Here is a 23,596-nt window from a genome sequence, read left to right on the forward strand (position 1 = left end):
TCCGGTTCATTTATAAAAAAAGCACCCGGGTCTATATTAACGATCAGACCGGGGTGCTGAAAACAAGCCATACTTTCTTAAGTGGAAAAAACACTATTTGTTTGTTTTACTATAGGCAGCTTCGTCTTTGATTTCTTCGCGAAGGCCGTGAATGCTTGCTTCACGACGCTGATTTTTCTCGCGAATCTGATGTTTTTCTTCTTCACTCATTTCATCACCGTGTGCTTTGACGTAATCACGGGCCTCATTCATGTTTTGCAGCGTATCGCCAATGTTTTTCGCAATCTTTTCTGTATTATCGGAACGATCATCAGGTTTCGCCATTGTTATCCCTCCTTGAAAGTGACCTTAGTATGCCACAGAGGGGAGGAGATATGTATCTTGTTGCTTCAGAAGACAATTCCCGGATGGCGACAGCGAGCCGGTCAAACAGAATGCTCACTAAACTGCTTGGATCATCAAAAGGTTTTGTACTTCAGGAATTTTCCATTCAATGTAATGACGACGCGATCGCCGTGCGGGTTTTCTTCCTTGTCCAGGTCCATTTTAAAGTCGATGGCACTCATGATGCCGTCGCCGAATTTCTCATGAATCAACGCCTTGATCGTATCGCCGTACACGAGTACAATTTCGTACAGACGATAGATGGTCGGGTCGGTTGGCGGCATGGAAAAATTCACGCCGCGAAAGGGGATCGTTTTAAGTTCGTTTTCGGCTTTTTCAGGAAGATCAAGCAGTTTGGCGATCGCTTCAGCCTGTTCGGCACTCAGCGTCTGCTGACCGTAAATAGCGGCCGTACAATAGACCTCAGAACAGCCTGCAGCCTCCGCTATTTGTAAGAAAGTTAACTCCTTCTTTTTTTTCGCTTCTAAGATGAGCTGTGTTACTGCAGAAAGTGCCATGCTCCTGATGCCTCCCAGACGATATTATTTATAATAATTATTATTTGCTGATAACTTAAGAATAGCATGTTTAAATGAAATCGTTTAATTTATGTCAGATGATCTGACGATATTTTGAAAAAATCACTTTGCACTCAATAATGGGAATATGCTCCAAATGATTTTTAAACCCGCAAGGCAAGCGGACTTTTTAATCATGAATTTCACTGGACAGCAGAGTTATTGAGCAAAGCCCAATCAAGAGAATTAATTATTGACCACCTGGTCAATTTGTGGTAAATTCATGTTGACCACATGGTCAATACGGCATAAAGAGGGGTGACGGGCGGTGCCAGTCATTGAGCTAAACCACATCAGCAAGTATTTTGGCAAATTCGCCGCAGTGAAAGATCTGTCATTAAAGGTTGATGAAGGCGAGTTTTTCGGCTTCATCGGACCGAACGGGGCGGGGAAATCCACCACAATGAATATGATTCTGAATTTTATCAAGTGCAGCGGCGGGAGTATCCAACTGCTCGGGCAGGAAATGCCGGCGGCCGATGTAGCCGTGAAGAAGCGAATTGGCTATGTCCCGAGCGATGTCCGTTTTTATCCGCAGCTTCGTGTTCACGATCTAATCCGCTACACGCTCGATTTTCACCACCAGAAAGAGGACAAGAAGGAATTGGATCGTTATTGTGAACTTTTTGAGGTGGATTTAAAGAAAAAGTTCGGCGATCTTTCATTGGGAAATAAGAAAAAAGTGGCGGTCGTCTGCGCGATGATTCATCGCCCCGAACTGCTGATTTTGGATGAACCGACCAACGGACTCGATCCGCTGATGCACGCCAGGCTGTTCCGTCTGATGAAGGAAAAGCAGGAACAGGGTGTGACGGTTTTTCTGTCCAGCCACAATCTGAAAGAGGTTGAAGATTACTGCTCCAAAGTGGCATTTATCAAGGCCGGTCGCCTGATGGGCGTGGAAGATCTGACGGTGATCAACAAAAACGTGAAAATTATAACTTTAAAAGGTGAGCATCTGCCTCTTGAACAAATGAAAGCGATCGGCGCGGAGATCATAAAACAAGGGCAACATGAGGCTCGCCTGACGTATGAAAAAGAACTGCCCGTACTTTTTAAGACACTATCTGAAATTGCTCCGGGACTGGATGATGTAACGGTCGACAATCGCGACCTTGAAGAACAATTTATGTCCATGTATGAAAATCAGGAGGCGGAACGGATATGACCCTTTTCAGGCTTGAATGCAAAACACATGTAAAAACGCTGCTGATCTGGATAATTGTCGTGGGTGTGCTGACGCTTGGTCTGGTTTCGCTGTTTCCGTCGATGAAGAGCATGGGGCTTCAGCAGATCGACTTGAAGTCGATGCCGAAGGAAATGCTGAAGGCGTTTAATCTGTCAGACATGGCGGCGCTTGCAACCATTAAAGGCTATTTTGGCTATGAATTTCAGTATGTCATGATTGCGACCGGTATTTTTGCGGCGATGCTTGGCACCAATGCTCTGTCGCGAGAAGAATCGGAGGGCACCATTACCTATTTGTACGCTCAGCCCATTTCGCGTGCATTGATCGTTTCATCAAAAATGTTGGCAAACGCCCTGATTTATTCGCTCTACTGGGTTGTTTCGATGGCAGTCGCTTTTCTCGTTTGCCTGATTTTTAAGGAGTCCGGAGCTTCCGTGTCCGATTTGTTCAAAGGTTTTTCTCAGCTGACATTTACCGGATGGGTGATGGGTCTGACCTTCCTCAGCATAGGATTTCTCCTGTCATCGCTTCTTTCTTCAAGTAAATCGGCGACGTCCCTGTCACTGGGTCTGGTATTCCTGACGTTTATTCTTGGCGTGGTCGGCAAACTGAAGGACACCTTTCAGGCACTGGTTTATTTCTCGCCAGTGGACACCGCCCTGCCCAGCGCGATTTTCAGGAACGGTATCAAGTGGAACTATGTCTGGACCGACTTGATCGTGCTGGCCGTATCCGTTTTACTGACTTTCTGGATTTACAGGAGGAAGGATTTGAAAGCATAAATGGAAGAATCCAAAGAAGACGCGATTTTAGCAGCCGCCATACATGAATTTGCAGAAAAGGGATTTGAACAGGCGTCGACGAATCAGATTGCGAAGTCGGCGGGTGTGTCGAAGGGACTTGTTTTTCACTATTATGGTTCCAAGGAAAAACTTTTTGAAGAGAGCGTCATCTATGCCATCAATTTTTCAATGAAGGAACTGGATTATAACAAATGGGATCTTACAGGCAATGTCATCGATAAATTTAAAAAGTATTGTGAGCAGGAAATTCAGTTTTGTAAAAATTACCCGGATATTTATAAGTTGGTCGTTACCGCTTTTACGAGGCCGCCAAAGGAATTAACCGAAAGGATGACAAGTCTGTTCAGTGAAATGGAATCTTTGGTGCCTGAATTCTTCAAAAAGCTGATCGACGGTTTTGATCTGAAGGATAATGTCGATCGGGGGACACTTCAGGCTGTGCTGCAGTCACATTATTACTACTATTTAAATCAGTCCATGGGTTATTTTAAGCTTCATCATGAAGCAAAAATTGATGATCTTAGGCCGTTCATCGATCAGTTTCTGGCGATGATTTCCATGAGCCTGAGAGGTTTGCTGAAGAACGAGCAGGAAGGGCTGTTTTAGAATTCTTTTTGTAAGGATAAATATTGAGAGATGTTGGAAGGAAAAACAGGTTTTGAGATATTAGCCAAATAGTGATAAGTGAAGCGGAAGCCGGAGCTGAACCAAGAGAAGAATAACTTTTCTTATTTTAGTCCCACTTTCCGCTTCATTCTTTTGACTTCCTGTTCCGTTTGGAATGCCTGCTCGCGCAGAATATCGATTTTATCCAGAATATCAAAGTGCTTGTCCTCCATATCCTGCCTGAGCGCAGCGATTTCGGACTTAACGGTCACCTCCAGCTTGTCCATTCTTTGGTCAAGCCCGCTCATCCGTTCGGTCAGCCCGTCAATTTTTTGATCAAGCCCGCTCATTCTTTGATCTAGCGATTTCATATCATGACCCAGTTCTTTGATTGCTTGCATCACCATCTGAAGCTCACTCGACATCGATCAGCACCTCCTTTCGCATGTTTTAATTATATCAGCTGAAAAGTAAAACACGCAATGAGAAAATGCCAAATTTCAAAACAGATATCCGTATGAAACAATCAATTGAAAAAGGCTGATCGTCCGGATCTGGAGAACTCTCCCAATTGACTAGAGAAATACAAAGTCGAGCAGGTGGAATTATGTGGAAACTATTTAAATGCTGGATGAAGATCCCCAGAATTTACAAGCGGACTTTCCTCATATCCCTTGATTTATATCTCATCGGATTTTTTATTCTTAACGGTCTGGGGCATCTTTTTTCAGTAAATCGCTTTACGCTCTTTGTTATTTCTTTATCTGCTTTAATCGTAACGGCTGCCGTTTTGTATGATTTCAGGAAGAAGAAATAGGTGTGTTTATTGAGCTTGTAAAATATCGCCGCGTACCGACTGATTTTCCACACAAAAAAAGCGTCCTCTTCATTGAGAAGAGACGCTTTTTCATCGGAGATTTAAAGTACTGATGCTTAAACTCCCTTAAAAGCCTGGCGGTAAATTTCGGCTAGTTCAGGCACCAGCGGCATCTTCGGGTTGGCCGTCGTACACTGGTCTTCGAAAGCCCGATCGGCCAATTTGTCAACTGCTTTTTCAAATGCTTCTTTGCTGACGCCGTTGGCTTCAATGCTTGTGGGAATGTTCAGTTCTTTTTCCAGATTAATGATCGCCTGAACAAGGTTCTCGACGCCTTCTTCCGTCGTTTTTCCGGGAACGCCGATGATCCGGGCAATTTCTGCGTAGCGTTCGTCGGCGATAAAGTGGCGGTACTTCGGAAAAGCGGCAAATTTAGTCGGCTGCTTGGCGTTATAACGGATGACATGCGGCATCAGAATGGCGCAGCAGCGGCCGTGAGCCAGGTGGAATTCATTGCCCAGTTTATGGGCGAGGCTGTGATTGATGCCGAGAAAAGCATTAGAGAAAGCCATGCCGGCGATCGTTGCGGCATTATGCATTTTTTCCTTGGCCACGCGGTCACTGCTGTCCCGGTAGGAACGGGGCAGATATTTGAAGACGAGCTGAATGGCTTTAATGCAGAGCCCGTCGGTAAAATCATTGGCCATATTCGAAACATAGGCCTCAAGCGCATGGGTCAGTACATCCAGCCCTGAATCAGCAAGCACCCGTTTCGGTACGGTCATAACAAACTCGGGGTCGATGATCGCGACGTTCGGCGTCAGCGCATAGTCGGCGAGCGGATACTTCATGTCATTTTCCTTATCGGTAATAACCGAGAAAGAGGTGACTTCCGATCCGGTTCCGGATGTCGTTGGAATAGCGACGAACTTCGCTTTCTTGCCAAGAGTCGGGAATTTGAACACGCGTTTTCTGATATCCAGGAATTTCTGTTTCAAACCGAAGAAATCGGTTTCCGGGCTCTCGTAGAACAGCCACATACCTTTGGCGGCGTCCATCGCCGAACCGCCGCCGAGCGCGATGATCACGTCCGGTTCGAATTTCCGCATCATTTCCGTGCCTCTCTGAACGGTTGCCACCGACGGATCCGGCTCGACGTCAGAGAAAATCTCATAGTGAATCGGGTTCGGACGCTGCCGAAGAAAATAGAGGACCCGATCGACGTAACCGAATTTAACCATACCCGGATCGGTGACAATGAATGCGCGCGAGATGTCCGGCATCTGGGACAGATACTTGGTTGAATTTTTTTCAAAGTAGATTTTCGGCGGCACTTTAAACCACTGCATGTTGTTTCTGCGGTTGGCCATCGTTTTGATATTGATCAGATTGGCGGTCCCGACGTTTGTGGAAACGGAATTGCCGCCATACGATCCGCAGCCAAGCGTCAGCGATGGAATGAAATGATTATAGATGTCACCGATGCCGCCAAGGGATGAGGGCGCGTTGACGATAATACGTCCGACCTTCACACGGCGCGCAAAATCATTCAGCACCGACTGATCATTGGAATGAATGACCGCCGAGTGTCCTTTTCCGCCGAAAGCAATCATCTCTTCAGCACGCCGGAATCCTTCTTCTGTTGTTTTCGCCTTGTAGCAGGCCAGAACCGGGCTGAGTTTTTCCCGTGAAAGCGGCGATTCAGGCCCGACACTTTTAAGCTCCGCAATCAGAACCTTTGTGTTTTCAGGAACGGTCACTCCTGCCAGACCGGCGATGAATGGGGCAGGCTTTCCGACAATCTGCGGATTGACGGCACACCGCCGTTCATCGATGACCAGTTTCTCCACTTTCTTTTTTTCCTCGGCGTTGAGAAAATAGCATTTATTGTCGATCAGTTCTTGTTTGACTTCTTCGTAGATCTGCTGATCGATAATGACCGCTTGTTCAGAGGCGCAGATCATGCCATTGTCGAACGTTTTTGAGAGCACAAGGTCATTGACCGCCTGTTTGATGTCTGCCGTTTTTTCTATATAGCACGGTACGTTGCCCGCGCCGACGCCGATTGCCGGTTTTCCGGAACTGTATGCGGCCTTGACCATACCGGGGCCTCCGGTCGCCAGAATCAGCGAGACGCCAGGGTGGTGCATCAGCCGCTGCGTCGCTTCAATTGACGGCTGTTCAATCCATTGGATACAGTTTTCAGGCGCCCCCGCACGGACAGCAGCATCAAGCAGCACTTTAGCCGCCGCACTGCTCGATTTCTGCGCCGACGGATGGAAAGCGAAGATAATCGGATTTTTCGTTTTTATGGCAATCAGCGATTTGAACATCGTCGTTGATGTCGGATTCGTTACTGGTGTCACACCTGCAATGACACCGATAGGCTCGGCAATCTGCACAATTTCTGCATAAGGATCGTCGGATAGGACACCGACCGTCTTATTCTTTTTGATGGAGTTATAAATGTATTCGGTTGCAAAAATATTTTTAATAATTTTATCTTCATACACACCGCGCTTTGTTTCCTCAACGGCCATTTTTGCCAGTTTCATATGCTGATCAAGACCTGCCAGCGCCATTTGCCGGACGATTTCATCAATTTGTTTCTGATCCAGCGGTCCGAACTCTTCTGCGGCAGCTCGTGCATTGGCAACAAGTTTGTCAATCATCGTCTCCAGAGATTCAGACCCGCCTAAAGCCTTTTCTTCGATTGCCATTGTTCATCCTCCTCGTAAGCCTTTTACAGTGAAGCTATAAAAGAAGCTTAATATGTGAAACTTTTCACATATATAATTTATTTCTTTTTCGCGTGTTATTCAACCGAAAAGATTGCGATGCCATCAAATGTTAAAATACTTATGAACATTATGTGAAAACGTTTTCTTTGCGGAGGTTATTCGTTTCATTCGTAATTTCCCGGGTAACACGATTCAGCCGGCAATGTTATGATCACTTCATGAAATGGTCTTAACTAAGAAATAAGTGCAGTCGGTCAAACAACAATCTGCGACTTCGTTAGCTAATTCAAGTCGGCAAACAGCCGGTTGCACACGTCGTAAAGTGGGAAGAGGAAAAGGTTTTGAGAGGATAAAACATAATAAGTACCGCAAAAAAGTACTCAAATCGTTCTGGATTGGTCGTGGTGTTGCCTTACTCCAATTTATTGATCTTCAAGCGGACTTTATATTTTCTTTTTGATCGTTTGCATGCGTTCGTTTTTATCGCATGATTTGTTTTAGATTTCTTATTTCACCTTCGTGGGCAATCGACCGTATGGACAGGGTAGTAAGGAGCGTTGCCTGTTCATCAACTTTAGCGACCAGTTCGGTTATGGATTCTGAATTTTTAACAACTTGTTTTTGAATACCATCTACTTCTTTCTCAATTCGATCCAATCGATTATTAATTCCGTCAAACCTTTGATCCACGGCATCAAATCTTTGATCAATGGCATCAAATTTTTGGTTAACTTCTTTAAAACCCTGTCTCATTTCTAGAAGAATTAATTTTAGGTCCTCATTCATATGGTCTGCACCTCCTCGTTGATCTTACTAATTATTATAAATGAATGGCAATAGCTTGTGTATTTCTTGCTTCTTTGAGAATCAATTTTTTTTGCATTGATTTGATAACCCCGAAACTTAAGTTAAAGTAAAAAACCGGACATTCTGCCCGGTTTCCTGTCGCAATCTTTTTTTGTTAATTTATCGGCTTTTCCTTTAACGGAAGCGGAACCTGATTTTTGCTTGTTCCCGTCATCAAAACTTCAAGCACACTGTTCAGGCCGCCTTCAACCATATTTTGAACGGCCGTTGTTGTATAGAAGCCGATATGAGGGGTTAGAATTACCTGGTTTGATTCAATTAATTTCAACAACTGAGGATTACCGATGGTTTCACGGCTCAGATCTTTATTAATGAAACCTTCATCTTCAAACGTGTCCAACGCGGCTCCTGCAATCTCATGATTTTCGATCGCCTGAATAAGGTCGCCGGTATTGACGAGGCCGCCACGTGCCATGTTGATCAAAAATGATGTGTTTTTCATCAGCTTTAACGTGTTTCTGTTGATCATGTGTGCCGTGGAATCGAATAGCGGCGTATGCAAAGAGACGATGTCCGCTTCCCGAAGTACATCTTCAATAGAAGAACGGTAGTCCAGGATGTTCTTTAATTTTTCATTCGGGTATTGGTCAAATGCAATGACCCGTGCGCCAAAACCTTTAAACAACTGGGCAGCAATGGCCCCGATATGTCCGGTGCCAATAATGCCTATGGTCATCGAACGTATTTCTCGCGAGATCAGGCCGTTCCAGCGGAAATCGTGACGGGCGATCCTTTCATTGAATTGCGGAATATGGCGAACGAGATTCAGTGCCTGGGCAACGGCCAGCTCGGCTACCGCGTACGGAGAATAAGCCGGAACATTAGTTACGATCAATCCGTTCCGATCCGCTTCTTTCAGGTCGATCACATCGTATCCGGCGGAGCGTGTGGCAATCTGTCGAATGCCATATTGTTTTAATTTCCGGTAAATGTCGGGACTTTCTATCGGCACGATCTGCTGAATGCAAATGCCGTCATATCCTTTGACCTGGTCAATTGTCCGGAGTGAGAGGATGTCCCGGGAAATGCCGATTTCAACGTTGTGCTGTTCCGACCAGCGCTGAACCGCATCTTCTTCATCTTTAATCACATGGAACATAAGAAATTTCATGATTTTATCCACCTCGAGTTATTGAATTCCGTGCGATCCTGTTTCCGGCTTAAGCCGTGCAGGAAGATATGGCGGGTGAAAATTTGTTGCTATCGTGAATTAGTTCACAATTTAATCGTACATAATTTTATCTTTAATGTAAACGATTCCGATTTAAAGCATCAATGAGGACTTGCTTTGATGTATAAAAGCCGTTGCGCAATCGGTCGTACATGCTTAGCATGCCCCTCCCTCTGTTTTACTGTATTTATCTAATTCACGAACAATTTAGATGCCCTCCGTAATATCGTTCGTTATTTGTTTGACTCCGGTCAAGACCGTTGTTATAATGAACTTGCAAAATGGTGTTCTATCTTTGTGAACATTCATTGAAACTTTCCAGAGTTTATCCAGCCTGGTTCATTTATTTTTTATTAAATGCTTCAATGCGTTTTGAAGCTTTTTTTGTACTATAGGTACAAAATTTTTAAGGATTATAGTATAAGCGCAACTAAGGTTTCGCGAAGCCAAATTTTCTAATTTTAATGCCCTATTACGTGATGAAAGGCTGGAGGAACTCGTTCAGTGTCTCTGGAAAAATTGGCTGATGAATGGGAATGAAGACGATTCAAAAAGGGGGATTATTGTGAACAGCAACTGGTTATCACGTTATTTTCAGTTCTCTGAATTGAAAACAACATTTGGCCGTGAAATGCTTGCCGGTCTGACAACGTTTATTTCAATGGGGTACATATTGTTTGTAAACCCCAGCGTGCTTGGCGCGTCAGGTATGGACAAGGGTGCGGTCTTTACAGCGACCGCGCTGTCCAGTGCGCTCGGCTGTCTGATTATGGGAATTGTCGCCAAATATCCGATCGCGATTGCGCCCGGGCTTGGTGTCAATGCTTTCTTCGCTTTTTCTGTTGTCATTGGTATGAAGGTTCCCTGGCAGACAGCCCTTGCAGGGGTTTTCATTGCCGCCGTTATTTTCTTCATTATTACAGTATTTAAAATTCGCGAACTGATCATCAATGCGATTCCGCAAAGCATGAAGCTTGCCATGGCCGCGGGCATCGGGCTCTTTATCGCTTTTATCGGACTGAACGAAGGCGGCCTGATCGTTGCCAATAAAGACACACTCGTTTCTTTTGCCATGCTGACGAAGGGAACGACGTGGCTGACGATTTTCGGCCTGATTGTCACGGTCATCCTGATGTGCCGAAAAATTCCGGGATCGATCTTCATCGGCATGGCACTGACCTCGATCGTCGGCATGATTTCCGGTCTAATTCCGCTACCGTCCCAAATTATTTCGGCAGCACCAAGTCTTGCACCGACATTCGGTGTAGCGATTACGCATATTGGCGCGATCAATACGGTGCAGCTTGCCGTCGTTGTCCTGACATTCCTGCTTGTCACATTCTTTGATACCGCGGGGACGCTGATCGGTCTTGCCGAGCAGGCGGGATTCATTAAAGACAACAAGATGCCCCGTGTCGGGCAGGCGCTGCTGGCCGATTCTTCATCTATGCTTGTCGGCTCGGTTCTTGGTACTTCACCGACATCGGCGTATATTGAATCATCCACGGGCATCGCAGTAGGCGGCCGTTCCGGGTTTACGGCGGTAGTCACCGGCATTCTGTTCCTATTTGGCCTTCTGTTCTCGCCGCTGCTGGCCGTTGTTACCTCTCAGGTTACCGCACCTGCCCTGATCATTGTTGGTGTACTGATGGCAAGCGCTTTGAAAAAGATTGAGTGGGATAAATTCGAAATTGCAGTGCCCGCTTTTCTGACCGTGCTTGGCATGCCGCTGACCTACAGCATTTCCGATGGCATCGCGCTCGGCTTTATCGCGTATCCGATCACGATGATTGCTTCCGGACGAGCAAAGGAAATTCATCCGATTGTGTATGGTCTGTTTTTCGTCTTCATTATTTTCTTTGCGGTGCTTTTTGGTTAAATCTGACACGGATCAATAGAAAAAATTCTATTCCTATTTTGCTGTGCATTCCATGTTGGACATGAAAATCCAACATTCGGGGCGCATTGCATTTTAGGAAGGGAATTTTTTTTTTTGCACTGAAAAAGGGCGCACCGCATAGCGCGGAACCTGGAGAGCCATGATAAGAATAATCAATTCAAAGGGACGTGAGTATTGATGGGTTCTTTAATCATAGCTATCCTGTTCTGGCTCGCCGGCATCGCCCTGATGCTTGCCGGTTATACTCTGACACGGAAAATGAAGGCGGCGGGGAGACACCTGCTTATCCATGCCGAACACGAGAAGGGAAAGGACAACTCCGCAAGCATCGCAATGATCATAGAAGGCAAGATACTTAAGTATATTCCGGGCTATCTCGTGCAGATCATTACCAATGTTTCCGGATCGATACTGATCACTTTTGGATTTGTGGCCTTGGCGTTTTACTGGTAAATTCTCAGGCGGTCCATCTCTGTTCAGCCGGCATACAGCTATGAAAAATTTTTCCTGCCCATGAAACACGGGAGACAAAAGGCGAACGATATCATCTTGTTCTTCTTGTAATGTTCGATTATTAGGTTGACACAATCCGAACGATGCTGATATGATGGGAGTGTCAAAAAAGAAGAATGTGAACCCTCATATATTTTTGGGAATAAGGCCCATCTGTTTCTACCCGGCGACCGGAAATTGCCGGACTATGAAGGGAAATCGTAACGTTTTGTCACTTGAGCCGCTGATCTCGCGGTTTGAAGACCAGACGGTTTGTTTTCTCTTTTTCGGGAGAAGCGGCTGTTCTGGGCTTTTTTATGTCCGGATTTTGCGTATGTTTAAAGAGTGTTTCGATCCTTTAAACAAACTGTTTTGGGGGAGGCAGAATTGTGAGTAAAGCAACAGTCGGTGTGGTCATGGGAAGCAGCTCAGACTGGGAAACGATGAAAAACGCGTGCGATATTCTGGAGAGCATGGAGATCTCATATGAGAAAAAAGTGGTTTCGGCTCACCGCACGCCGGACCTGATGTTTCAGTACGCGGAAACGGCAAGGGAACGCGGACTGAAAGTAATTATCGCCGGAGCGGGCGGTGCGGCACATCTGCCTGGAATGATTGCGGCAAAGACGACGCTTCCGGTGATTGGGGTACCGGTACAGTCAAGAGCGCTGCACGGCATGGACTCTCTGCTGTCCATTGTGCAGATGCCTGCGGGAATTCCTGTTGCTACGGTGGCGATCGGCGCAAGCGGCGCAATAAACGCCGGTCTTCTGGCCGCCCAGTTTCTGTCGGCGTTTGACGAGCCGCTGAAGGAACGGCTGGACAGCTATCGCAAATCGCTGGAACAGAAAGTAAAGGAAAGTGATTTAAAGTGAAGCAGAAAACCATTTTGCCGGGGCAGACCATCGGCATTCTTGGCGGCGGCCAGCTTGGACGGATGATGGCGATCGCTGCCAAGCAAATGGGCTACCGTATCGCCGTGCTCGATCCGGCGGAGGATTGTCCGTGCGCCCAGGTTGCCGATACCGCGATCGTGGCGGAATACGATGATCCGGAAGCCGCAAGAAAAATGACGGAATGTGCGGATGTTGTGACCTATGAGTTTGAAAATGTCGATGTGAAGACGGCAGATTACCTGCAGGAACACAGTTATCTCCCGCAGGGCTGGCATTTGCTTGAGATCACAAAAGACAGGCTTAATGAAAAGGCGGCGATCAAAGCGGCCGGTCTCCCGGTTGTTCCGTATCTGCCCATCAGAAATGAAGAAGAACTGAAAACGGCGATGGCCGAAATCGGCTTTCCTTCCGTACTGAAGACCACGGAAGGCGGCTATGACGGAAAAGGACAGTATGTGCTGAAATCAGAAGATGATTTGAAAGAGGCGCTTCCGTACATCGGCCACGTGCCGTTCGAGCTTGAAAAATGGCTTCCTTTTGAAAAAGAAATCTCAGTGATTGTTGTACGCAGCACCACGGGAGAAACATCGGTTTTTCCCGTCGCTGAAAATATACATCGGCGTAATATTCTGCATCATACGGTTGTGCCGGCGAGAATACCGGACACACTCCGCGAAGAGGCTACCAGGCATGCACTGCGGCTTGCGGAGGCCCTCCATCTCGTCGGAACGCTTGCCGTCGAAATGTTTGTCGGCAAAGACGGCAAGGTCTATGTCAATGAAACGGCGCCGCGTCCGCACAATTCCGGCCATTTTTCAATCAACGCCTGCGAAACGTCTCAGTTTGAGCAGCATATCCGTGCGATCTGCGGCTTGCCGCTCGGTCGCCCGGATCTTCTGAAACCGGTGATTATGGTTAACATACTTGGAGAGCATGTGCAGCAGGTGCTGGACAAAATTTCACTTTTATCGGATGCGCATTTGCATCTGTACGGCAAGGATGAGGCGAGAGACGGCCGGAAAATGGGCCACCTGACCATCCTTGGCAGCACCGTGCAGGAAGCTATAGATAAAGCAGAAAGATTAGGGATATGGAAAATTGAACAGGAAGTGGGTCAGAATTCATGATTGATCGGTACACGCGGCCGGAAATGGGCGCCATCTGGACAGAGGAAAATAGATACAAAGCCTGGCTTGAAGTCGAGATTCTCGCGTGCGAAGGCTGGTCCGAACTTGGTGAAATTCCGAAAGAGGACGCTAGGAAACTGAGGAAAAACGCAACCTTTACAGTAGAACGCATCCATGAAATTGAACAGATCACGCGCCACGATGTGGTTGCCTTTACCCGCACGGTTTCGGAATCACTCGGTGAAGAAAAAAAGTGGGTGCACTACGGGCTGACATCAACGGATGTTGTCGACACGGCGCAATCCTATTTGCTCAGACAATGCAATGATATCTTACTCAAAGACATTGAACATTTTATCGATGTCATCCGTGAAAAAGCGAAAAAGTACAAGAATACCGTGATGATGGGCAGAACCCATGGCGTTCATGCGGAACCGACGACATTCGGCCTGGTTATGGCGCTGTGGTACGAAGAAATGAAGCGCAATCTGGCGCGCTTCAAAGAAGCCTCAGGCGACATCCGTGTCGGCAAGCTGTCCGGCGCGGTCGGCACGTACGCGAACATCGATCCCTCCGTTGAAAAATACGTCTGCGAACATCTCGGATTAAAGGCTTCGCCGATTTCAACCCAGGTGCTCCAGCGCGACCGCCATGCCCACTATATGGCGACATTGGCACTGATCGCGACGTCAATTGAAAAGTTCGCCGTCGAGATCCGCGGCCTGCAGCGCTCGGAGATCCGCGAGGTGGAAGAAGGGTTCGCAAAGGGCCAGAAGGGTTCGTCATCGATGCCGCATAAGCGCAATCCGATCGGTTCGGAGAATATGTGCGGTATGGCGCGTGTCATCCGCGGTTATATGATGACGGCCTATGAAGATGTGCCGCTCTGGCATGAACGCGATATCTCGCATTCGTCTGCGGAGCGGGTCATTCTCCCTGACGCAACGATCGCTCTGGATTACATGCTTCACCGCTTCTCCGGCATTCTCGAAAACCTGACGGTGTTCCCGGAAAATATGCGCCGCAACATGAAGCGGACGTTCGGACTTCCGTTCTCCCAGCATGTGCTGCTCGCGCTGATTGAAAAAGGCCTGAGCCGCGAGACGGCGTATGATATTGTTCAGCCGAACGCCATGAAGTCATGGGAGACGGAAACACCATTCAGAGAACTGCTTGAACAGGATCATCGTGTAACGGACAACCTTTCGGCAGCAGAACTGGATGACTGCTTCGATGAAACGTATCATCTGAAAAATGTCGATCTCATTTTTGAACGTCTCGGCTTGAATGACTGAAACGAGCTTTTATAGATAAGGCTATGTTAAAGCTTAATGTTGATTTTGCTCGATTGTCGATTGAGCAGAAAGTGCGCGGGCTCCTGCGGGAACAGCGAGCCAGGCGAGACCCCGCAGCGAAGTATTGAGCGAGGAGGCTCGCGGATCGCCTGCGGAAAGCGAGCGCATGGGGCGAAAAAAAGACAGACAGGTTTAACAGAGCCATAGATATTAAAAAAACAAGTTCAGTGAGCAGTTGATGGAGAAAACCAGTTAAACCTCAAAACAAAAGGGGAAAAAATGATGAGCCAGCTACTGTATGAAGGCAAAGCTAAGAAAATGTTTACAACAGATGATCCGGATGTTCTGCGCGTTGAATACAAGAATGATGCGACGGCGTTCAACGGCAAAAAGAAAGCTGTTTTTCCGGGAAAAGGCAAATTAAACAACGCGATCTGCACCAAAATTTTTCATGTTCTGAAAGAGAATAATCTTCCGACCCATTTTATTGAAAAGATTTCTGAAACTGAGCAGCTGGTTAAAGCGGTCGACATTGTTCCGATCGAGGTGGTCGTCCGCAATATCGTTGCCGGCAGCCTGGCCAAGCGGCTCGGCCTGGATGAAGGCACGGATCTCGGACAGACCATTGTCGAATTTTACTACAAGAGCGATGAACTGGGCGACCCGATGATCAACGACGATCACGCTCTGGCCACGAAGATCGCGACGGAAGAAGAGCTTGCGGAAATCCGCCGTCAGGCGCTCAGCGTCAACGAGGTGCTGCAGGCTCTTTTCGCCGAAGCAGGCATTTTGCTTGTCGATTTCAAGCTGGAATTCGGCAAACTGAAATCAAATGGCGGGATCGTTCTCGCCGACGAGATTTCGCCGGATACGTGCCGTCTCTGGGACAAGGAAACCCACGAAAAGCTCGACAAAGATGTTTTTCGGCGCAATATTGCCGATCTGCCGGAAACCTATGAAAAACTGCTGAGCCGTCTGGAGGCTGTAAAATGAAAAAAGTGAAGGTATTTATTACTTTAAAAGAGAGCGTGCTTGATCCTCAGGGGCAGGCCGTGATGCAGTCGCTGCACAATATGGACTATCAGAATGTGAAAGATGTCCGGATCGGGAAATATATCGAACTCGAGGTGGAGGATTCGGCAGACGTTGCGGAACAGGTCGACGCGATCTGCGATAAGCTGCTGGCCAACACGGTGATTGAAAACTATCGCTATGAAATCGGGGAGGAGATTCACTCGTGAAAACCGCGGTCATTGTTTTCCCCGGATCGAACTGCGATCAGGACATGTACTATGCGATCAAGGACGGTCTAGGCGAAGAAGTGGAATACGTCTGGCACGCGGAAACTTCGCTCGACGGCTTTGACGCCGTGATGATTCCAGGAGGTTTCTCGTACGGAGACTACCTTCGTTCCGGAGCGATTGCGCGCTTTGCCGGTATCATGCCGGCTGTCATCAAGGCCGCCGGGGAAGGCAAGCCGGTGCTCGGCGTATGCAACGGTTTCCAGATTCTGCTTGAAGCCGGTCTGCTGCCCGGAGCGATGCTGAAAAACAAACATCTTAAGTTCATCTGCGAGACCGTGAATCTTAAAGTGGAAAATAACCATACACTTTTTACTTCATTATATAAACAAGACGAAATGATCCGAATTCCGATCGCGCACGGTGAGGGAAACTACTACTGCGATGACGAGACGCTTCAGGAGCTGAAGAATGAACACCGGATCATTTTCACCTACAATGGCGAAAACCCAAACGGTTCGCGTGCGGACATCGCCGGTATCATGAACAAGGCCGGCAATGTGCTCGGCATGATGCCCCATCCTGAACGCGCAGCAGACGCTTTGCTCGGCAGCGATGACGGGCTCCGGCTTTTTCAGTCAATCTTGAACCATTGGAGGGAATCTGCTCATGCCGCTTACACATCTTGAACCGTCACCGGAACAGATTGAACAGGAGAAAATCTACCGGACAATGGGATTGACGGAAGCCGAATACCAGGAAGTCAGGAGATTGCTTGGGCGTAAGCCGAACTATACGGAAACCGGCCTCTTCTCTGTGATGTGGTCGGAGCACTGCAGCTATAAAACATCAAAGCCGCTGCTCAGGCTCTTCCCGACGAGCGGAAGCCGCGTGCTTCAGGGACCGGGCGAAGGCGCGGGAATTATCGATATCGGTGACGGCCAGGCTGTCGTGTTCAAAATTGAAAGCCATAACCACCCTTCGGCTATCGAGCCTTATCAGGGGGCGGCCACCGGAGTCGGCGGAATCATCCGCGACGTATTCTCAATGGGCGCCCGTCCGGTTGCGCTGCTCGATTCGCTCCGTTTCGGCGATCTGAACAATCCGCGCGTCCGCTATCTGTTTGAAGAAGTCGTCAGCGGGATCGCCGGTTACGGCAACTGCATCGGCATTCCGACGGTCGGCGGCGAGCTGCAGTTTGACAACTGCTACAATGGCAATCCGCTCGTCAACGCCATGTGCGTCGGCATCATGAATCATGAAGATATCCAGGTCGGCCAGGCGCGGGGCATCGGCAACACGGTCATGTACGTCGGCGCGAGTACGGGCCGCGACGGAATCAACGGCGCGACGTTCGCTTCCGAGGAAATCAGCGAGAAATCGGACGAGAAACGTTCCGCTGTTCAGGTCGGCGACCCGTTCATGGAAAAGTTGCTTGTTGAAGCCTGCCTTGAACTGACGAAACACGAGGCGCTCGTCGGCATCCAGGACATGGGCGCGGCGGGGCTCGTTTCCTCCGCCAGTGAGATGGCCGCGAAAGCCGGGGTCGGCATCCATATGAATCTCGACCTGATCCCGCAGCGCGAAACGAACATGACACCGTATGAGATGATGCTGTCCGAATCTCAGGAACGGATGCTGATCGTCATCAAAAAGGGCAACGAGGAAGAGATCCAGGCAATTTTCGCGCGCTGGGGCCTTCACGCCGTTGCCGTCGGAGAAGTCATAGAGGAAGAAGTGCTTCGTCTCGAGCATAGGGGCAAAATCGTTGCTGAAGTGCCGTCGGACGCGCTTGCTTCTGCTCCGGTGCGCCATATGCCGTCCAAGATACCGGCCGAATATACGGAAAATCAGTCGGCGCCGAACTGGGTACCTGAGATTAAGGACTATGCCGGAACGATTAAAAAGCTGCTTGCGCAGCCAACGCTTGCTTCGAAAGAATGGGTTACCCGCCAGTACGACTATATGGTGCAGACCAACACTGTCGTTGCCCCGGGTTCAGACGCGGCCGTTATCCGTGTCCGGGGCACGAAAAAAGGGCTTGCCATGACAACGGACTGCAACGCCAAATACTTGGCGCTGGACCCGAAAGAAGGGGGAAAGATCGCCGTCGCCGAAGCGGCGCGCAATATTGTCTGCTCGGGCGGCATTCCCCTCGGCATCACCGACTGCCTGAACTTCGGCAGCCCGGAAAAGCCTGAAGTGTTCTGGGAAATGGAAGAATCGGTAAAAGGGATGGCGGAAGCATGCAAGGCGCTTGAGACGCCGGTTATCAGCGGCAACGTTTCTCTTTATAACGAAACAGACCGTGAGGCGATTGATCCGACGCCGGTTGTCGGAATGGTCGGCCTTGTTGAGAATCTGGATTATGTGACGACCGCCTCTTTTAAACGCGAAGGCGACGCGGTTTATGTCATTGGAAAGGCGGCTCAGGAATTCGGCGCCAGCGCGCTGCAGATCCTGACCGAAGGCAAAGCGGGCGGCAAGGCGCCCGCGCTGGATCTGGCTCTTGAAAAGAAACGGCAGGCCCAGGTTCTGGAAGCGATCAAGGCGGGATATGTATCCTCCGCTCATGATCTTTCCGAAGGCGGGCTGGCGGCGGCGATTGCCGATTCTGTGTTTGGGACGGCGTTTGGGGCGGATCTGCATTTTAACACGGATCCGGCCGCAGAACTTTTCTCTGAAACACAGTCCCGGTTTATCGTGTCTGTCCCTGAAGCGTCCAGGAAGGCTTTCGAAGCCGCAGTGGATGATGCCGTGTTTGCAGGCAGAGTCACCCGCGGTGAGCTTATCACTATTGATTTCGCATCTGAAACGGTCACTCTGAACCGCCCTGAACTTGAAAAAGAATGGAGAGGAGCCCTGTCATGCATTATGTCGGCAGAGAACTAAACGAAGAATGTGCGGTATTCGGGATCTGGGGACATGCAAATGCGGCGAGACTGACTTATTATGGCCTTCACAGCATGCAGCACCGCGGCCAAGAAGGGGCGGGCATCGCCGTAACGGACGGAAAGCGTATCTATGATCATAAAGGGCTCGGACTTGTGAACGATGTTTTCGATCATGAAAAACTGGAACAATTAAATAAAGGACATGCGGCGATCGGTCACGTCCGATACTCGACTCAGGGCGGCAACAGCTATGCCAACGTCCAGCCGCTGGTTTTCCGCTCGCAGAAGGATACGCTGTCGATTGCTCACAACGGCAATCTGGTTAACGCGCACAAACTGAAAGGCGAGCTTGAGGAACGCGGGAGCATTTTCCAGACGACGTCCGATACGGAAGTGATCGCCCACTTAATCAAAAGGGACTTTTCTGATAATTTCATTGAAAGTGTCAAGCATGCGCTTTCCGTTATAAAAGGCGCCTATGCACTCGCGATGCTTACCGAACGTCAGCTGATTGCGGCGCTTGATCCGAACGGGCTGCGCCCGCTGTCCCTCGGCAGGCTCGGCGAAGCCTGGGTGATTGCCTCGGAAACCTGCGCGTTTGATCTGATCGGGGCGACTTATGTACGCGACATCAATCCTGGAGAGATTCTGATCATTGACAGCGACGGCCTTCACTCGGAGTTTTACACCAATCATTCGAATCCGGCGATCTGCAGCATGGAGTATATCTATTTTTCCAGGCCGGACAGCAACATTCAGGGAATCAACGTCCATGCCGCGCGTAAGAATCTCGGACGGATGCTGGCACAGGAAGCCCCGGTTGAAGCGGATGTGGTCACCGGTGTTCCGGATTCGAGCATTTCGGCGGCGATCGGCTATGCCGAAGCGACGGGCATTCCTTATGAGCTCGGCATGATCAAGAACCGCTATGTCGGCCGTACCTTCATTCAGCCCTCGCAGGAATTGCGCGAGCAGGGCGTTAAAATGAAACTTTCTCCGGTTCGTGCGATTATCGAAGGCAAACGTGTCGTCATGGTGGACGATTCCATCGTCCGAGGCACGACCAGCAGACGGATTGTCGGCATGCTGCGGGACGCCGGCGCGACGGAAGTCCACGTGCGGATCAGTTCGCCGCCGATCACCCATCCTTGTTTCTACGGGATCGACACATCGACTTCATCCGAACTGATTGCCGCCACGCACTCGGTAGAGGAGATCCGGGAAGAGATCGGTGCCGATTCGCTTGTTTTTCTAGGCGTCGACGGCATGATGAAAGCGATCGGCCGTGATCCCGCGCTGAAAAACTGCGGTCAGTGTCTGGCCTGCTTCACTGGAAAATATCCGACTGAAATTTATCCGGATACCGTTCTGCCGCATGAAAAAGAGATGCTTGTCTAAAGGAAGGAAGATAGAGAATGGCCGATGCGTATAAAAGTGCCGGTGTGAATATTGAGGCCGGCTATGAGACGGTAGACCGGATCAAGAAACATGTACAGCGCACGTTCCGCCCTGAAGTAGTCGGCGGGCTGGGTGGTTTCGGCGGCGCAATAGATCTGTCGAAGATGAATCTTAAGGAGCCGGTGCTCGTATCCGGAACGGACGGCGTCGGAACGAAACTGATGGTCGCTTTTGCCGCAGGCCGTCATGATACGGTAGGCATTGATGCGGTGGCGATGTGTGTCAACGATATCGTGACACAGGGTGCGGAGCCGCTTTACTTTCTCGATTATCTGGCCTGCGGATCACTGGAGCCTGAAAAAGCGGAAGCGATCGTCAAAGGGATTGCTGATGGCTGTGAAGCGGCCGGCTGTGCCCTTATCGGCGGTGAAACGGCGGAGATGCCGGGCCTGTATCAGGGAGAAGATTACGACATCGCCGGTTTTTCAGTCGGAGTCGTTGAAAAATCGAAACGCATTACTGGGGACAAGATCAAGCCTGGTGACCGGCTGATCGGTCTCGCATCGAACGGCCTTCACAGCAACGGTTTTTCTCTTGTCCGAAAAATCATTGCCGATGCAGGGCTGAAATTCAGCGACGCATATGAGCCGGATCCGGACCGCACGATTGCCGATGAACTGCTCAGGCCGACGCGGATTTATGTCAAGCCTGTCCTCAGCCTTTTGAAAGAAGTCAATATCGGAGGGCTAGCCAACATAACGGGCGGCGGGTTTTATGAAAACGTGCCGAGAATGTTTCCTGAAGGTCTCGGCGCCGAGATCGACACCGCGATTTGGCCGGTTCCGGCTGTTTTCCGCTGGCTGAAGAAACTGGGGGGACTGGCGGCGGATGATATGTATCACACGTTCAACATGGGCATCGGCATGGTGATGGCCGTTGCGCCGGAAGACGAGGGCCTCACGATCGACAAGCTGAGAGAACTGGGCGAAACACCGTACGTGATCGGGAAGGTCACGGAAAAACAAGGACTGACGCTGGTGAATCTGGATGAAGCATAAAATAGCGATTTTTGCATCAGGTCACGGAACGAATTTTCAGGCGATCGCCGAAGCTGTTCGGAGCGGCGAAATCCCCGCGACGGTTGAGCTGATGGTCTGCGACCAGCCGGGTGCCGCTGTCATGGACCTGGCGAGAGAAAACGGAGTGGAAGCAATGCTGATCGTGCGCAAGGATTATCCGACGAAAAGCGCCTTTGAAGAAGAAATCGCTGAGGCCTGCCGGAAACGCGGTGTCGAGTACATTTTTCTCGCGGGGTACATGCGTATTCTCGGAAAAACATTGCTTGAAGCCTATCCGCACCGGATTGTGAATCTGCATCCCGCGCTGCTCCCGTCTTTTACAGGGCTCGACGCGATTGGCCAGGCGTTTCGAAAGGGCGTCAAAATCACGGGCGTTACGGTGCACTATGTAGACGAGGGGATGGATACCGGGCCGATCATTGCGCAGGCCGCCGTCCCGATTCTAGACGGGGACTCGATCGATTCCTTAACGGAACGGGTGCACGCGGCAGAGCATATCCTTTATCCGAAAACCATCGCGAAAATACTTGGAAATTGAAGAAGGGAAGAGTCAGAGTGGCAAAGCGTGCTTTGGTAAGTGTTTCAGATAAAACCGGACTTATTGATTTTGTGAAAAAGTTAGTTGATGCGGGTGTTGAGATCATTTCAACGGGCGGAACGAAAAAGGCGATTGAAAATGCGGGCCTTCCGGTCATGTCGGTCAGCGAGGTGACCGGTTTCCCTGAAATCCTCGACGGGCGTGTGAAGACGTTGCATCCGGCGATTCATGGTGGTCTGCTCGCTGTCCGCGGCAAGAAAGCGCACATGGACGCCATCGCCGAACACGGCATCCGGCCGATTGATTTTGTGATTGTCAATCTCTATCCTTTTAAAGAAACCATCTCGAAACCCGATGTCGCTTACGATGAAGCGGTTGAAAATATCGATATCGGCGGACCGAGCATGCTTCGCTCGGCTGCGAAAAATCATAAGAGCGTGACCGTCGTCTGCGACCCTTCCGACTATGATCTTGTCGCGGAGAATCTCGACGACAACGCCGAGGTGCCTTTCGAACTGAAACAGAAGCTCGCGGCCAAAGTTTTCCGCCACACGGCAGCCTACGATGCTCTGATCGCCGATTACTTCACGAAAAAAACGGGTGAAGTTTTCCCGGAAAAACTGACGATCACCTATGAAAAGAAACAGGCGCTGCGCTACGGCGAAAACCCGCATCAGATGGCGGCTTTTTACGGCGAACCGATTGAAAACGAATCGACCATCGCCGCGGCAAAGCAGCTTCATGGAAAAGAACTGTCCTATAACAACATTCGCGACGCGGACGCGGCGCTCGGCATTGTCAAGGAATTCAGGCAGCCTGCCGCTGTCGCGGTCAAACATATGAATCCGTGCGGCATCGGCATCGGCGAAACGGTCAACGAAGCCTACGACAAAGCTTATGAGGCAGATCCCGTCTCGATTTTCGGGGGAATTGTCGCGCTCAACCGCGAAGTGGACAAGTCGCTTGCCGAAAAGCTGCACAGCATTTTTCTGGAAATTGTCATCGCTCCTTCTTATTCGGAAGAGGCGCTTGCCGTTCTTGAGAAGAAAAAGAATATCCGGCTGCTTCAGGTCAAATTCACGGATGATCATCAAGATTTTGTCCAGTACACGTCGGTCCGCGGCGGGATGCTCGTTCAGGATCTGGATACCAAGGGCTATGAGGACATCAAGGACAACCTGAAAGTGGTCACGGAGCGCAAACCGACGGATGACGAACTGAAGAGTCTGGCATTCGCCTGGACGATTGTGAAACATGTCAAATCCAATGCGATTGCACTTGTTAAAGACGGCCTGATGGTGGGCATGGGCGGCGGACAGACGAACCGTGTCGGAGCCGCGAAAATCGCGCTTGAGGAAGCGGGAGAAAAAACAAAGGGAGCCGTTCTCTCATCAGATGCTTATTTCCCGATGAGCGACACGGTGGAAGAAGCGGCCAAAGCCGGCATCACGGCGATTATTCAGCCGGGCGGATCGATCCGCGATCAGGAATCGATTGATATGGCGAACAAATACAACATGGCTATGGTGTTCACAGGCATGCGCCACTTCAAGCACTGATCCGGACTTGAAAGGAGTCAA

At 49.5% G+C, this 23,596-nt stretch carries 22 protein-coding genes and 1 riboswitch; of the genes, 16 read left to right on the forward strand and 6 right to left on the reverse strand.

What is annotated here, in order from left to right; all coding sequences use genetic code 11:
* Positions 1-93: 93 nt before the first annotated feature.
* Both tlp and cynS read right to left on the reverse strand, forming a co-directional pair.
* A complete protein-coding gene (gene tlp, locus IEX81_RS12555; protein ID WP_188803976.1) occupies positions 94-330 on the reverse strand; it encodes a small acid-soluble spore protein Tlp in 237 nt (78 codons plus the stop codon).
* A 128-nt stretch (positions 331-458) separates the two neighbouring features.
* Positions 459-902, reverse strand: coding sequence for a cyanase (gene cynS / locus IEX81_RS12560; protein WP_188803840.1), 444 nt, complete (start codon positions 900-902; stop codon positions 459-461).
* 328 nt (positions 903-1,230) lie between these two features.
* On the opposite strand from cynS, the gene IEX81_RS12565 reads away from it, so the two are divergent.
* From IEX81_RS12565 to IEX81_RS12575, 3 genes are read left to right on the forward strand one after another with little or no spacing between them, the layout of a single operon-like run.
* Positions 1,231-2,130: an ABC transporter ATP-binding protein gene (locus IEX81_RS12565; protein ID WP_188803842.1), complete on the forward strand. Its 900-nt coding sequence runs from the start codon at positions 1,231-1,233 to the stop codon at positions 2,128-2,130.
* On the forward strand, positions 2,127-2,933 hold the full coding sequence (locus IEX81_RS12570; RefSeq protein ID WP_188803844.1) for a DUF2705 family protein: 807 nt from the start codon (positions 2,127-2,129) through the stop codon (positions 2,931-2,933). Before IEX81_RS12565 ends, IEX81_RS12570 begins: the two co-directional genes overlap by 4 nt.
* Positions 2,934-3,560 carry a TetR/AcrR family transcriptional regulator gene (locus tag IEX81_RS12575; protein WP_188803846.1) on the forward strand — a complete coding sequence of 209 codons (627 nt, stop codon included), beginning with the start codon at positions 2,934-2,936 and terminating at the stop codon, positions 3,558-3,560.
* 122 nt (positions 3,561-3,682) lie between these two features.
* Here the strand turns inward: IEX81_RS12575 and IEX81_RS12580 are convergent, their stop codons facing one another.
* From IEX81_RS12580 to IEX81_RS12595, 4 genes are all read right to left on the reverse strand, one after another.
* Positions 3,683-3,985: a coiled-coil domain-containing protein gene (locus tag IEX81_RS12580; protein WP_188803848.1), complete on the reverse strand. Its 303-nt coding sequence runs from the start codon at positions 3,983-3,985 to the stop codon at positions 3,683-3,685.
* 508 nt (positions 3,986-4,493) lie between these two features.
* The gene (gene adhE / locus IEX81_RS12585; protein WP_188803850.1) at positions 4,494-7,097 is read right to left on the reverse strand and encodes a bifunctional acetaldehyde-CoA/alcohol dehydrogenase; all 2,604 of its coding nucleotides are present in this window, start codon (positions 7,095-7,097) and stop codon (positions 4,494-4,496) included.
* A gap of 501 nt (positions 7,098-7,598) precedes the next feature.
* On the reverse strand, positions 7,599-7,904 hold the full coding sequence (locus IEX81_RS12590; RefSeq protein ID WP_188803852.1) for a hypothetical protein: 306 nt from the start codon (positions 7,902-7,904) through the stop codon (positions 7,599-7,601).
* 175 nt (positions 7,905-8,079) lie between these two features.
* Positions 8,080-9,096, reverse strand: a complete 1,017-nt coding sequence (locus IEX81_RS12595) for a D-2-hydroxyacid dehydrogenase (RefSeq protein ID WP_188803854.1) — start codon at positions 9,094-9,096, stop codon at positions 8,080-8,082.
* 625 nt (positions 9,097-9,721) lie between these two features.
* On the opposite strand from IEX81_RS12595, the gene IEX81_RS12600 reads away from it, so the two are divergent.
* The 13 genes from IEX81_RS12600 (at position 9,722) to purH (ending at position 23,575) form a co-directional block, all read left to right on the forward strand.
* Complete coding sequence (locus IEX81_RS12600; RefSeq protein ID WP_308424087.1) at positions 9,722-11,035, forward strand: NCS2 family permease; 1,314 nt, start codon at positions 9,722-9,724, stop codon at positions 11,033-11,035.
* 198 nt (positions 11,036-11,233) lie between these two features.
* Entirely contained in the window at positions 11,234-11,509 is a 276-nt protein-coding gene (locus IEX81_RS12605) for a hypothetical protein (RefSeq protein ID WP_188803858.1), read from the forward strand.
* A gap of 166 nt (positions 11,510-11,675) precedes the next feature.
* A riboswitch (purine riboswitch) is annotated at positions 11,676-11,777 on the forward strand.
* Positions 11,778-11,964: 187 nt separating this feature from the next.
* Complete coding sequence (purE, locus tag IEX81_RS12610; protein ID WP_188803978.1) at positions 11,965-12,423, forward strand: 5-(carboxyamino)imidazole ribonucleotide mutase; 459 nt, start codon at positions 11,965-11,967, stop codon at positions 12,421-12,423.
* Positions 12,420-13,571, forward strand: a complete 1,152-nt coding sequence (purK, locus tag IEX81_RS12615; protein ID WP_188803861.1) for a 5-(carboxyamino)imidazole ribonucleotide synthase — start codon at positions 12,420-12,422, stop codon at positions 13,569-13,571. The genes purE and purK overlap by 4 nt, the downstream gene beginning before the upstream one ends.
* Complete coding sequence (purB, locus tag IEX81_RS12620) at positions 13,568-14,866, forward strand: adenylosuccinate lyase (RefSeq protein ID WP_188803863.1); 1,299 nt, start codon at positions 13,568-13,570, stop codon at positions 14,864-14,866. Before purK ends, purB begins: the two co-directional genes overlap by 4 nt.
* Before the next feature lie 282 nt (positions 14,867-15,148).
* The gene (gene purC, locus IEX81_RS12625; protein ID WP_188803865.1) at positions 15,149-15,859 is read left to right on the forward strand and encodes a phosphoribosylaminoimidazolesuccinocarboxamide synthase; all 711 of its coding nucleotides are present in this window, start codon (positions 15,149-15,151) and stop codon (positions 15,857-15,859) included.
* The gene (purS, locus tag IEX81_RS12630; protein WP_188803867.1) at positions 15,856-16,107 is read left to right on the forward strand and encodes a phosphoribosylformylglycinamidine synthase subunit PurS; all 252 of its coding nucleotides are present in this window, start codon (positions 15,856-15,858) and stop codon (positions 16,105-16,107) included. The genes purC and purS overlap by 4 nt, the downstream gene beginning before the upstream one ends.
* A complete protein-coding gene (purQ, locus tag IEX81_RS12635) occupies positions 16,104-16,796 on the forward strand; it encodes a phosphoribosylformylglycinamidine synthase subunit PurQ (RefSeq protein ID WP_188803870.1) in 693 nt (230 codons plus the stop codon). Before purS ends, purQ begins: the two co-directional genes overlap by 4 nt.
* Positions 16,777-18,999, forward strand: coding sequence for a phosphoribosylformylglycinamidine synthase subunit PurL (gene purL, locus IEX81_RS12640; protein ID WP_188803871.1), 2,223 nt, complete (start codon positions 16,777-16,779; stop codon positions 18,997-18,999). The genes purQ and purL overlap by 20 nt, the downstream gene beginning before the upstream one ends.
* Positions 18,975-20,399 (forward strand): amidophosphoribosyltransferase, encoded by a 1,425-nt coding sequence (gene purF / locus IEX81_RS12645; RefSeq protein ID WP_188803873.1) that lies wholly within the window; start codon positions 18,975-18,977, stop codon positions 20,397-20,399. Before purL ends, purF begins: the two co-directional genes overlap by 25 nt.
* 17 nt (positions 20,400-20,416) lie before the next feature.
* Positions 20,417-21,457, forward strand: a complete 1,041-nt coding sequence (gene purM, locus IEX81_RS12650) for a phosphoribosylformylglycinamidine cyclo-ligase (protein ID WP_188803875.1) — start codon at positions 20,417-20,419, stop codon at positions 21,455-21,457.
* The gene (gene purN / locus IEX81_RS12655) at positions 21,447-22,016 is read left to right on the forward strand and encodes a phosphoribosylglycinamide formyltransferase (protein ID WP_188803877.1); all 570 of its coding nucleotides are present in this window, start codon (positions 21,447-21,449) and stop codon (positions 22,014-22,016) included. Before purM ends, purN begins: the two co-directional genes overlap by 11 nt.
* Before the next feature lie 17 nt (positions 22,017-22,033).
* A complete protein-coding gene (purH, locus tag IEX81_RS12660) occupies positions 22,034-23,575 on the forward strand; it encodes a bifunctional phosphoribosylaminoimidazolecarboxamide formyltransferase/IMP cyclohydrolase (RefSeq protein ID WP_188803880.1) in 1,542 nt (513 codons plus the stop codon).
* Positions 23,576-23,596: the final 21 nt, after the last annotated feature.

The sequence above is a fragment of the Sporolactobacillus putidus genome, assembly GCF_014647035.1.
In the GTDB taxonomy this organism is placed as follows: Bacteria; Bacillota; Bacilli; order Bacillales; family Sporolactobacillaceae; genus Sporolactobacillus; species Sporolactobacillus putidus.